9 protein-coding genes are annotated in these 12,440 nt (G+C 66.1%); 3 read left to right on the top strand and 6 right to left on the bottom strand.

The features are described 5' to 3' along the window. Positions 1-13 precede the first annotated feature (13 nt). Positions 14-757 (top strand): sulfite exporter TauE/SafE family protein, encoded by a 744-nt coding sequence (locus MTX19_RS09985; RefSeq protein WP_280983452.1) that lies wholly within the window; start codon positions 14-16, stop codon positions 755-757. A gap of 65 nt (positions 758-822) precedes the next feature. Here MTX19_RS09985 and MTX19_RS09980 read toward each other — a convergent pair whose 3' ends face one another. The 3 genes from MTX19_RS09980 to MTX19_RS09970 form a co-directional block, all read right to left on the bottom strand. Further along, positions 823-2,625 (bottom strand): ABC transporter ATP-binding protein, encoded by a 1,803-nt coding sequence (locus MTX19_RS09980; protein WP_280983451.1) that lies wholly within the window; start codon positions 2,623-2,625, stop codon positions 823-825. Positions 2,626-3,039: 414 nt separating this feature from the next. Then, complete coding sequence (locus MTX19_RS09975) at positions 3,040-4,629, bottom strand: DHA2 family efflux MFS transporter permease subunit (RefSeq protein WP_280983450.1); 1,590 nt, start codon at positions 4,627-4,629, stop codon at positions 3,040-3,042. A 234-nt stretch (positions 4,630-4,863) separates the two neighbouring features. Then, positions 4,864-6,162, bottom strand: coding sequence for an HlyD family secretion protein (locus MTX19_RS09970; protein ID WP_280983449.1), 1,299 nt, complete (start codon positions 6,160-6,162; stop codon positions 4,864-4,866). Between the two features lie 188 nt (positions 6,163-6,350). Between MTX19_RS09970 and MTX19_RS09965 the strand changes: the two genes are divergently transcribed. Both MTX19_RS09965 and MTX19_RS09960 read left to right on the top strand, forming a co-directional pair. Beyond that, complete coding sequence (locus MTX19_RS09965; protein WP_280983448.1) at positions 6,351-6,995, top strand: TetR/AcrR family transcriptional regulator; 645 nt, start codon at positions 6,351-6,353, stop codon at positions 6,993-6,995. Positions 6,996-7,114: 119 nt separating this feature from the next. Beyond that, entirely contained in the window at positions 7,115-7,957 is an 843-nt protein-coding gene (locus MTX19_RS09960; RefSeq protein ID WP_280983447.1) for a GNAT family N-acetyltransferase, read from the top strand. 32 nt (positions 7,958-7,989) lie between these two features. Here MTX19_RS09960 and MTX19_RS09955 read toward each other — a convergent pair whose 3' ends face one another. From MTX19_RS09955 to MTX19_RS09945, 3 genes are all read right to left on the bottom strand, one after another. Next, positions 7,990-10,662 (bottom strand): alpha/beta hydrolase fold domain-containing protein, encoded by a 2,673-nt coding sequence (locus MTX19_RS09955; protein WP_280983446.1) that lies wholly within the window; start codon positions 10,660-10,662, stop codon positions 7,990-7,992. A gap of 317 nt (positions 10,663-10,979) precedes the next feature. Beyond that, on the bottom strand, positions 10,980-11,684 hold the full coding sequence (locus tag MTX19_RS09950) for an SDR family oxidoreductase (RefSeq protein WP_280983445.1): 705 nt from the start codon (positions 11,682-11,684) through the stop codon (positions 10,980-10,982). A gap of 289 nt (positions 11,685-11,973) precedes the next feature. Then, complete coding sequence (locus MTX19_RS09945) at positions 11,974-12,357, bottom strand: response regulator (RefSeq protein ID WP_280983444.1); 384 nt, start codon at positions 12,355-12,357, stop codon at positions 11,974-11,976. Positions 12,358-12,440 lie beyond the last annotated feature (83 nt).

Raw genomic sequence — 12,440 nt, 5'->3', positions numbered from 1 at the left:
AAATGAGACGACGATGACCGCGGCGAGCTACGCGATCCTGTTCTCCGGCGCGCTGGCCGGCGGATTCGTATCCGGCCTCGCCGGCTTCGGCACCGCGCTGATGGCGCTCGGCATCTGGCTCTACGTTCTGCCGCCGACGCTGGCGGTGCCGCTGGTGCTGATCTGCTCGGTGATCGCGCAGGTCTCGACGCTGCCGTCGATCTGGAAGATAATCGATTTCCGCCTGATCTGGCCCTTCATCCTCGGCGGTCTCGCCGGTGTACCGATCGGCATCCTGCTGATCGCGCATGCCGATCCGATCGTGTTCAAGCGGACCATCGGCGTGTTCCTGGTGGTGTTTCCCGTCGTGCTTTATTTCCAGCGAACTCCGACGGCGATCCGCTTCGGCGGCAAATGGGCCGACACGGCGATCGGCTTTGCCGGCGGCATCCTCGGCGGCCTCGCCGGCCTGTCCGGTCCGCTTCCCATCCTGTGGGCCAGCCTTCGCGGCTGGGGCAAGGCGGAGCGGCGCGGCGTCTTCCAGACCTTCAATTTCACGATCCTTGCGACCGCGCTGTGCGTGCAGATTGCAAGCGGCCTGGTCAAGGCCGAGATCGTCTGGCTGGTGCTCTGCGCCTTTCCCGGCACGCTGCTCGGCGCCTGGCTCGGCTCCCGCGTCTATCACGCGATGAGCGACCGCAATTTTTCCGACGTCGTGCTGGGGTTGCTCGTCCTCTCCGGCATCGGGTTGCTGTGGAGCGGATTTGCGGCGAGATAGCGCGCGCGGAGCCCCCAGCGGCGCGCGAGTAACCGGACATCAGCCCGTCAGCCGCGCGCCGCCATTCACTCCGCCGCGTCGATCCGGTCGAACTCGGTCACCTGGCGCTCGAACAGGCCGCGGTAGATGCCGCCCGGTCGCGCTGTCAGCGCCTTGTGCGTGCCCTGCTCGACAATCTCGCCGCGATCGAACACCAAGATCCGGTCCATGCTGCGCACCGTCGACAGCCGGTGCGCGATCACGATCGAGGTCCGGCCCTTCATCAGCCGCTCCATCGCCTCCTGGATCAGCGCCTCCGATTCCGAATCGAGGCTCGAGGTCGCCTCGTCCAGGATCAGCACCGGCGCATCGGCCAGGAAGGCGCGTGCCAGCGCCACGCGCTGCCGCTCGCCGCCCGACAGCTTGACGCCGCGCTCGCCCACCAGCGTGCCGTAGCCTTTCGGCAGCCGCATGATGAAGTCGTGCGCATTGGCAAGCCGCGCGGCCTGCTCGATCACGTCCATGCCGGCGCCGGGACGGCCATAGGCGATGTTCTCCGCCAGCGTCCGGTGGAACAGGATCGGCTCCTGCTGCACGATCGCGATCTGGCTGCGCAGCGACTGCTGCGTCGCATCCGCGATGTCCTGACCGTCGATCAGGATCCGGCCGCCGGAGACATCGTAGAGCCGCTGCACCAGCTTGACGAAGGTGGTCTTGCCGGAGCCCGAGCGCCCGACCAGGCCGACGCGCTCGCCCGCGCGGATGTCGACCGACAGCCCGTCATAGAGCGGGCGGCGATGCCCGCCATAGTGGAACGTCACGTCGTCGAACACGATGCGGCCGCCCTGGATGTCGATCGGGCGCGCGTCGACGGCGTCGACAATGCCGAGCGGCTCGCCATGGATCTGCACCAGCTCCTCCATGTCGTTCACCGAACGCTGCAGGTTGTTGATGTGCATGCCGACATCACGCAAGTAAGCGTGGATGATGTAGTAGCTGGTCAGCACATAGGTGACGTCGCCCGGCGTAGCGTGGCCCGCCGCCCACAACAGGATCGCTCCGCCGATCACGGACGCGCGGAAGCACAACAGCACCACGAGCTGCGCGGTCGCGGTGTGGTTGTAACGGAACCAGGTCCGCCGCACCCGCCTGCGCCAGCGGCTGATGACGCCGGCAAGCCGTGCGTCCTCGCGCATCTCGGCGCCGAACGACTTCACCACCGCGTTGCAGGTCAAGGCATCCGCCAGCGTGCCGCCGACCTTGGTGTCCCACGCATTGGAGACGCGCGCGGCCGGAGCGACGTAGCTGACCTGGAACGCCATCGTCATGGCGACATAGATCACCGAGCCGACCGCGATCACCGCGCCGAGCTGTGGCCAGTGCATGCCGAGCAGGATCATCGAGCCGACCAGCACCACCAGCGACGGCAACAGCGCCATCAGGATGGTGTCGTTCAACAGGTCGAGCGCCCACATGCCGCGCGTTATCTTGCGCACGGTCGAACCCGCGAACGAGTTGGCGTGCCAATCCGTCGAGAAGCGTTGCACGCGCATGAACGCCTGCTGCCCGACATCGGACATCGTCTTCAGCGTGAACGGCACGATCGTCTCAATGCCCACGAGCCGCAGGATCACCGACAGCGCGCCGAGCGCGACAATCGCGCCGAACGCGATCATCGCGGCATGACGCGCGACAGGATCGGAGGCGCCCGCGGTCAGCGCATCAACCAGACGCCCGGAATAGACCGGCATGAACAGGTCGGCAGCGGTCGCGCCGAGGAATCCCGCCGTGACGACAGAGGCGCGCAACGGCTGTTCCAGCCAGTGGCAGAAGACGAATGGAAGCACGAACCGGATCGCGGCCGGTCGCTTGGTCTTTTCATTGATCATGGCACATTCCGGCCACGCTTTTGCCGCGCCGGCCGGCTCCATCTGGTGCGACGTGCGCACGGAATCCGGGCGCGACCGTCACTGATAACTATCGGTAACGTGTTGGGAAGTCTGAATGATCGGGGATCAGGCCCGATCAGCGCCGGGAGCTAACGCGCAAGCGCATCCAGCATCATCGAACGCGGGCGCGCGATCTGCGAATTAAACGACTTCATGCGCATCTCCCCGGTTCGAGTAAGGAAGTGCCGCTTATAAATGCATCACGCGTGATTTTCAAGATGACATCCGCGTGAGTGCGTCGATGTGTCGGCGATGCGACCATGTCCCGTCACCTACAGCGTACCCGCATGTCGCTTCGCTCATGCGGGCTACAAATGGCGACGTCACATTATTGCAAACGAATGCGTGCGCGCGTCAATGCGCGTCGCCGCCGCCGGCGGCCATCGACGGCGGCTTGCTGACCAGCAGCACCAGGAGACTGAGGCCGACATAGAACAGCGACAGCATGAAGAAGGCGTCGCCATAGCCCATCACCGCGGCCTGGCGGTGCACGATCTGCGAGAGCTGCTTCATCGCCATCAGCGCGGCATCGCCGGCACCCTGCATCCGCTGGGTCAGCATGTTCAGCGTCTCGACCGCGGTGGCGTTGCCCCAGGTCACGCGGTCGTGCAGCCGCGAGATGTGCAGGTCGGTGCGGTCGTTGAGCACCTCGTTGATGATGGCAAGCCCGACCGCGCCGCCGAGATTGCGCATCAGGTTGAACAGGCCGGAGGCGTTCTTGACGCGGTCCGGCGGCAGCGTGGCGAGCGCGATGTTGTTGGTCGGCACCATCGCGCACATCATGCCGATGCCGCGCAGGATCTGCGGCAGCAGCAGCTCGTAGAAATCGTAGTCGCGCGTGATCGAGGTCATCTGCCAGGAGCCGAGCGCGAAGGTGACGAGGCCGAAGGCGATGATGTAGCGCAGATCGACCTTGAGCATCAGCCGGCCGACCACCGGCGCCATCAGGAACATCGTCACGCCCGAGACGAACATGGTCTCGCCGATCATCAGTGCGCTGTAGCCGCGGATCTCGGCGAGATAGCGCGGATAGACGTAGGTCAGGCCGTAGAGCCCGATGCCGATGCAGAATTGCAGCACGCAGCCGACCGCGAAGTTGCGGTTGGCGAAGGCGTAGAGATCGACGATCGGCTCCTCGGCGGTCAATACCCGCCAGAAGAAGGCGATCGCCGAGACGAAGCCGATCGCGGCGCAGACCGCGACCGAGGTGTCCTGCAGCCACTCATATTGCGGACCTTCCTCCAGCACATATTCGAGCGAGCCGAGGAAGCCGCCCATGAAGATCAGGCCCCACCAGTCGAAGCGATCGAGCAGCGCAAAGTTCGGCTGGTCGAAATCGATCAGCGCCAGCACGCCGATGGTGATGCCGATGCCGGGCACGACGTTGATGAAGAACAGCCAGTGCCACGACATCAGGTCGGTGATGTAGCCGCCGACCGTCGGGCCGACCGTCGGCGCCAGCGTCGCGACGAGACCGATGATCGGCGCCACGATGTGGAACTTGGTGCGCGGGAAGATCGTGTAGGCCGACGCAAACACGGTCGGGATCATGCCGGCGCCGAGGAAGCCCTGCAGCGCGCGCCACAGGATCATCTGCTCGATCGAGGTGGCGAAGCCGCACAACAGGCTCGAGAAGGTGAAGCCGAATGCCGAGATCGCGAACAACAGCCGCGTGCCGAGCGCGCGCGACAGGAAGCCGGACAGCGGGATCGCGATCACCTCGGCGATCAGATAGGCGGTCTGCACCCACGACACTTCGGTCGAAGACGCCGACAGGCCGGCCTGGATCTCGGTGAGCGAGGCCGAGACGATCTGGATGTCCAGGATCGACATGAACATCCCGAACACCATGATGATGAACGCAAACAGCCGCCTCGGCTGGATACGATCGGCCGCCGGCGCTGCGGCCGTCATCAATGGGGGAGCAGTGGTCGCGTTCGCCATGGGCTAGCTCACGCTTAAGCAAGCCACGAATTCGGACGACCTCTCCCGCCTTGCGGGGGAGGTCGACGCGCTCGGCAGCGCTCTTGCGCGCCGGAGCGCGGCGGGTGGGGGCTCTCTCCACTCAGGCGGTCCGACTCGCGGAGACACCCCCACCCCAACCCTCCCCCGCAAGCGGGAGAGGGAGCGCGCCTTTACTCGGGGCAAGACTGGATCGAAGCTCATGGCAGTGGACCATCACTGCGGATGGATCATCATCGGCGAGTCGAGATCGGCATCGCTGTCGGCATCGGCCGCACCTTCGCGCGTGTCGACGGTGGTGTAGACCGACATGCCGGCGCGCAGCAGGCCCTGCCGGGCGACGCTGCCCGGCACGCGGATGCGGACCGGCAGGCGCTGCACGATCTTGGTGAAGTTGCCGGTGGCGTTGTCCGGCGGCAATAGCGTGAACACCGAGCCTGCCGCCGGCGAGATGCTGTCGACGATGCCAGTGAACTTGCGGAAGCCGTAGGCGTCCACCTTGATCGTCACCCGCTGGCCGGGACGGATACGCTTGAGCTGGGTCTCTTTATAGTTGGCGTCGATGAAGACGCCGTCGAGCGGCACCACATTGCCGAGCCGCTGGCCGACCGTGATGTAGTCGCCGGTATTGACCAGGCGATTGGAGAAGGTGCCGTCGACCGGCGCACGCACCTTGGTGAAATCGAGATCGCGCTCGGCCTTGGCGAGCTGGGTCTGCAATTCCGCGAGCTGGGCGCGCGCCTCGGCCTGCTGCGCCTTAGTCACCTCAACATTGTCCTTGGCGGCATCATAGGCCGCCTGCGCCGATCGCACCGCGGCAGCGCCCTGGTCGCGGCCGGCTTCGGAGACTTCGAAGGTGGCGCGCGAGGCAAAGCCCTTGTTGCTCAGCGCCTGCTGGCGGTCGAAGTCGAGGTCGGCACGCTTCAATCCGGCTTGCGCGGACACGAGCTGCGCCTCGGCCTGCTCGACCGCGCTCACCGCGGCCGCGACCTGGCGGCCGATGCGCTCGATCGTCGCCTGCTGGGTCGCAATCTTCGTGCGCGCGGCATCGACCGCGATCCGGTAGTCGCCGTCGTCGATCCGGAAGATCACGTCTCCCGCGCGTACCAGCGCGTTGTCGCCCGGCAGAATCGCGGCGATGTGACCGGCGACGCGTGCACCGAGCATGGTGTTGTTGGCGCGGACATAGGCGTCGTCGGTGGAGACGTAGAACCGTCCAACCATCAGGTAATAGGTCGCGTAGCTCGCAGCGGCGAGCGCGAGCGCGCCGACCACGCCGAACATCACGAATTTGCGCTTGCCGGGTTTCGCCGGCGCGCTGGCCGCGGGCGGCGCGGCTGGCTGCTCGGGCGCAGGCGCGGGCGGCGCCTCGGCCGGGCGGCGCCTGGCCTCCTCGGCAATATGCGTCCGGGCTTGCTCGCCGGAATTGGCGGCCACCTCGCGCATGTCCTGATCCGCGCCTGCCTCGGGCTCGGTGCGAACGATGCGCGCGGCCTGGTCTCTCGCTGCGGCCATAATTGGCCTCCCCACAAAAAAATCCCGACGCCCGCGGCGCCGCAATCTCGGCCCCGCGGGTCATCACGCGTCGAAATGTAGCATTGACCGAACGGTTCGGTCAATATATATCCGACACAGCGAGTTATAGTGCTTCGATTCCCGCCCCCGCGGATTTGGGTTGAGTTCTTTCCCAGCAAGCTGAACCAATGGCTGCATCGCCCCCAAAGCCCCTCCACATCGTCGCCGAGGAGGACTCATCGAAGCGCCGCCAGATCCTGGACGGCGCCCGCAAGGTCTTCATGGACCTCGGCTTTGACGGCGCCAGCATGGGCGAGATCGCCCGCGCCGCCGGGGTCTCCAAGGGCACGCTCTACGTCTATTTTCCCGACAAGGCCGGGCTGTTCGCGGCGATTGTCGAGGAGGAGAAGCTCGAGCAGGGCAAGACCGTCTTCAATTTCGACCCGGAGCGTGGCGTCGACATCACCCTCCCCGAATTCGGCCGCGCCTATGTCGGCTTGCTGTGCCGGCCCGGCGGCGGCTCGGCGATCCGCACGGTGATGGCGATTGCCGAGCGGATGCCCGAGCTCGGCAGCCGGTTCTACACTCATGTGATCGCCCACACGGTCGATCGCTTCGCCGCCTATCTCGAGGCACGCGCCGCGCTCGGCGAGCTCGTGATCGACAATTATCAGCTCGCCGCCTGGCAGTTCATGCAGATGTGCCAGGCGACGCTGTTCCAGGCGTTCATCTTCCAGGCCAAGCCGTCGCCCTCGCCCGAACAGATCGCCACCGTGGTCGACAGCGCCACGCGCGTGTTCTTCGCAGCGTATCGGCCGAAGCAGGCGAACTGATTTCACGGAGATCGTTGCGGATCAGCGGTGGCGCGAATGCGCGTCCCGACCGGAATGACGCGGCGAGCCTGGCGCGCTACGCTGGATCAACCGACGCCAGCTCGAGGTGATCATTCGCCATGAACGACTTCACCATCAGACACATGCGGCCGAACGAGATCGCGCTCGCAGTGGACTGGGCCGCGGCCGAGGGCTGGAATCCCGGTCTCGCCGATGCCAGCTGCTTTGCCGCCGAAGACCCGGAGGGATTCTTCATCGGCGAGCTCGACGGGCGGCCTGCCGCGGTGGTCTCCTGCGTCAACTACGGTGCGCGATTTGCCTTCCTGGGCTTCTACATCGTGCGTCCGGATCTGCGCGGCCGCGGTCTTGGCCTAAAGATATGGAATGCGGCAATGGCGCATGCGCATCCGCGCGTGATCGGACTCGATGGCGTGGTGGCGCAGCAGGCGAACTACCGGAAGTCCGGCTTTGAGCTCGCTTACGCCAATGTGCGCTATGGCGGCAGCGTCGCCGCACCGCCTGCGCCGAACGACGACATCATCGCGCTGACCGATGTGCCGGCCGCGCTGATCGAGGCCGAAGATGCCACGGTGTTTCCGGCACCGCGCCCGGCCTTCCTGCGCGCCTGGATCAACGCGCCCGCGCATGTCGGACGCGCGCTGATGCGCGACGGCAAGCTGGCCGGCTGGGGCGTGATCCGTCCATGCCGCACCGGCCGCAAGATCGGCCCGCTTGTCGCCAATGACCGCGCGAGCGCCGAGGCTGTCCTGTCCGCACTTCTGGCGAGCACAGGCGGCGGCGAAATCTTCCTCGACGTGCCCGCGGTCAATCGCGACGCCGTCGCACTGGCGCAAGGGCTCGGACTTTCCCCGGTGTTCGAGACTGCACGCATGTACACTGACGCGATCCCGCCATTGCGGATCGATCGCGTGTTCGGCGTCACGACGTTCGAACTCGGCTAGCGCACAAGGCCGAACGCCGCGAAACTGCCAGCTTACTCCGCGGCGGCGTTGACCTCGGGCGGCCGGACGTTGTCCTGCCCGACCTCCTCAGGCAGCCCGGCGAAGCGGCGCAGCGCCTGCGCCATCTTCGCACGACCGCTGACTCCGGTGATGATGACGTCGACCATCGTGAAGGACGAGTGGAACTGGCCGTGTGCCCTGAGCTGCTCGACCGGCACGCCGGCCTTCGCCATCGCTTCGGCATAGGCAATGCCCTCGTCGCGCAACGGATCGAACTCGCAGGTCACGACGAAGGCCGGCGGCAGGCCTTCGAGCTTGCCACGCAACGGCGCGACGCGCGGATCGGTGCGATCGGCGGGCGAGCAGTAGAGGTCCCAGAACCAGTACATCAGCCCGCGGGTCAGGAAATAGCCGGTTGCATTGTCGACATAGGACGGGCGGTCGAAGGTGCAGTCGGTGACTGGGCAGATCAGGAGCTGGCCCGCGATCTCGGGTCCGCCACGATCGCGCGCGAGCTGGCAGGTGACGGCCGCGATGTTGCCGCCGGCGCTCCAGCCGGCAACCAGCACCGGGCCAGCCCTGCCGCCGAGCTCGGCGGTGTGCGCAGCAATCCAGCGCGCCGCCGCATAGCCGTCTTCCGCCGCCGCCGGGAAGCGATGCTCGGGCGCGTGGCGATAGCCGACGCTGACGACGATCATGCCGGTGCGCCGGCACAGGTCGCGGCAGAACGGATCGTCCGATTGCTCGTCTCCGAGCACCCAGCCGCCGCCGTGGAAGTAGACCACGATCGGATGCGGGCCCGGCGTCGCCGGGCGGTACAGCTTGTAAGGCAGCGGCCCCTCGGCGCCCTGCAGCATGCCGGTGCCGACTTCGCCGACCGGCCGCCCGGCCGGACGGCCCTTGTTGAACTCGTTGAGGAAGTCGCGCGCCCCCTGCGCGCCCATCGTCTCGATCGGCGGCAGGTTCATCTCGCCAAGCAGGTTCAGCACCAGCCGCACATCGGGCTGCAGCCGTACCACTTCGCCGTCATTGCACTGCGCAGCAACGCCGGGGCCGGTGAGCTTGAAGCCGAGCATGCCGCGGCTGACGACCTCGTTGCAGATGCTGCGGTACGGGCCGACGCCGCCGGTATAGGGCATCACCCCCAGCGGCTTGCCGGGCACGTTGGCGCCCGTGTACCAGGTGTTGGCGAGCCGATGCAGCGTCAGCATCGCGCAGTCGGCCATGTGGCGCTGCCAGCCGGTTTGTGCTGCTTCGGTCGCCTCCATCGTGGTGAAGCCGGCGTCGCGCAGTTGCACCAGGCGGTCGACCACCCAGTCGACATGCTGCTCGATCGACACCGCCATGTTCGACAGCACCGAGGGGCTGCCGGGGCCGGTGATCATGAAGAGATTGGGGAAGCCCGCGACCGTGAGCCCAAGATAGGTCTGCGGCCCGTGCGCCCAGACCGCGGACAGCGACTTGCCGCCGCGCCCCGAGATCGGATGCACCGCCATGATCGCGCCGGTCATCGCGTCGAAGCCGGTGGCGAACACGATGACATCGACATCGAAGCTGCGCTTGTCGGTGGTGATGCCGCCGGCCGCGATCGCCTTGATCGGCTCCTGCCGCAGATTCACCAGCGTCACGTTCGGACGGTTGTAGGTCGCGTAGTAATTCGTATCGAGGCAGGGACGCTTGGCGCCGAACGGATGGTCGTGCGGGGTCAGCGCCGCGGCCGTCTCCGGATCCTCGACGACGTCGCGGATCTTCTCGCGGATCAGATCGGCGACCAGCGTGTTGCCGTCGACATCGACGCCCTGGTCGGCCCAGAGCTGGGTGAGGATGTGGACGAGATCACCCGCCGCCCACGCCTTCTCGAAACGCTCGCGACGTTCGACGTCGCTCAACTGCCAGCTCACCACCGTCTGCTGCGGATAGGGCACGCCGGCCATCGACCAGCGCGCCTGCTCGCGATAGGCGGCGCGATCGGTCTCGAAGAAGCTCTTGCGATCCTCCGGCGACGGACCGTTGCCGGCGGGCAGCGCGAAGTTCGGCGTGCGCTGGAATACGGTGAGCTGTGCGGCCTGCGCTGCGATCAGCGGGATCGACTGGATGCCCGACGATCCCGTGCCGATGACGGCGACGCGCTTGCCCTTGAGATCGACGCCCTGATGCGGCCAGCGGCCCGTGAAGTAAATCTCGCCCTTGAAATCCTTGACGCCATCGATCTCCGGCGGCTTCGGCGACGACAGGCAGCCGGTCGCCATGACGTAGTAGCGGCACGAAACCGGCGCGCCCTTGTCGGTCGCAAGCTGCCAGCGCTCGCTCGCGTCGTCCCATGTCGCCTGCGTGACCTTGGTGCCGAAGCGGATGTCGCTGCGCAGATCGTAGCGGTCGGCAACGAAGCCGAGATAGCGCAGGATTTCCGGCTGCGTCGCGTATTTCTCCGACCAGGTCCACGCGGTGTCGAGCTCCGGATCGAACGTGTAGCTGTAGTCGATGGTCTGGATGTCGCAACGCGCGCCGGGATAGCGGTTCCAGTACCAGGTGCCGCCGACGTCGCCGCCCTCTTCCAGCGCAACGACCGAGAAGCCCGCCTTGCGCAGGCGATGCAACAGATAAAGGCCGGCGAAGCCGGCACCGACGACCGCGACGTCGACCTGTTGCGATGTTGCGCTGCTGCTTGATTGCGAAGCACGTGCCGCGACTGATGCATCTGGCATGCCATTCCTCCCGTCCGTTATGTTTTACGGAAGGCTAGACCTGGGCTTTCAGTTTGTCATCAAGACAAATGCAATCTGAGGTGACCACACTTGTGGCGCGTCCGGTTTGGAACGCGCCATGCAGCGTGTAGACGCAACTGCTGGCGCGTGCGTCGCCCCCGCTCCTCATGGTGAGGAGCGCGGAACGCGCGTCTCTGGACGATGCTACGCATCGCCAGGCGAACCATGAAGCCCTCCTTTGGCCTACATCCTTCGAGACGCTTGCTTCGCAAGCTCCTCAGGATGAGGAGTTGGAATTCGCGATGAGGATGAATGCGTCAGATCGAGCGCATCAACCCACCGTCGACGCGGATGTTCTGGCCGGTGATATAGGCCGCGCCCTCGGACACAAGGAATGCGATCGTTGCCGCAATCTCTTCCGCCTTGCCGTAGCGCTTCATCGGCACGCTCTGCCGGCGCTCGTCGGTTGCCGGCAGGCTGTCGATCCAACCTGGCAGCACGTTGTTCATGCGCACATTGTCTGCGGCATAGCTGTCCGTGAACAGCTTGGCGAAGGCCGCGAGCCCTGCCCTAAACACCGCCGAGGTCGGAAACATCGCGCTCGGCTCGAATGCCCAGGCGGTGGAGATGTTGACGATCGCGCCCGCCTTCTGCGCCTGCATGACCGGCGCGACGAGCCGCGTCGGGCGGATCACGTTCATCAGATAGACGTCGAGGCCCGTGTGCCATTGCTCATCGGTCAATTCCAGCACCGGCGCGCGCCGGCCGTGGCCGGCGCTGTTGACCAGCGCATCGATGCGACCCCAGCGGGCCATCACGCCGTCGACCGCGCGCTTCAGATCGTCGTTCGAGCGGTTCGAGCCGGTGAAGCCGAGCCCTCCGAGTTCGTTCGCCAGCGCCTCGCCCTTGCCCGACGACGACAGGATCGCAACGCGGAATCCATCGGCGGCCAGCCGCCGCGCGGCCGCCGCTCCCATGCCACTGCCGCCTGCGGTGACGAGCGCGACTTTCTCTGCTGCCATGATGGATTCCCGTGATGATGAACCTGACGCAGCTCTTATCATCTGGGGTCACGCGGCGCGACACCACCGTGTCGGTGAGCTTGCGGGAATGCTCGCCCGAACGATCGGCGGGAGGCCGTAGGAATTCGAGGAGGAGCGCATCGGCACTTTATAAAGACGGAATAATAAAGACGGAATAAGTGCCGCCAGACCAATCGCTCCTGCCGCACGGTGGAGGGCGCCGTGCGCGACGCGGCCCGGTGCCTCAACTTGGCGCATCAATTTGGCGCATCAATCGGCACGACCGCGATCAGGCCTGTGGCGCCGTCTTGAGGAGCTTTGCAAGCGCCTCGACCAGTTGATCCGGCGAGAACGGCTTTTGCAGCAGGACGCTGTCCGGCACGCCCTTGGTCGGCCACTCGTCGCCCGAGCCGCCGGTGATGTAGAGCACCGGAAAGGACGGGTCGATCTCGCGGGCGCCGCGCGCCACGCGCCAGCCATCGAGCCGGCCAAGCAGTCGGATGTCGGTGACGAGCGCGCTGTATTTGGTCCGGAAGGCCTTGAGGAGCGTCAACGCCTCCTCGCCCGAGCCCGCGATCGCCGGCTCGTAGCCGCCGTCCTTGAGGGCGTCCTCCACCAGCGACTGCAGATCGCGATCGTCTTCAATGACCAGAATAATCGGCGCGTCTTGCAAAGGTGTCCCCTAGAATCAGCCGAGCGTGCCCGACTCGGCGAACATATGCAGCAAAAGATGGCTACCGTTTGCACGGCAACGGG

Source organism: Bradyrhizobium sp. ISRA464, from assembly GCF_029910095.1.
In the GTDB taxonomy this organism is placed as follows: domain Bacteria; phylum Pseudomonadota; class Alphaproteobacteria; order Rhizobiales; family Xanthobacteraceae; genus Bradyrhizobium.
This window is presented reverse-complemented; position numbering and strand designations above follow the sequence as displayed.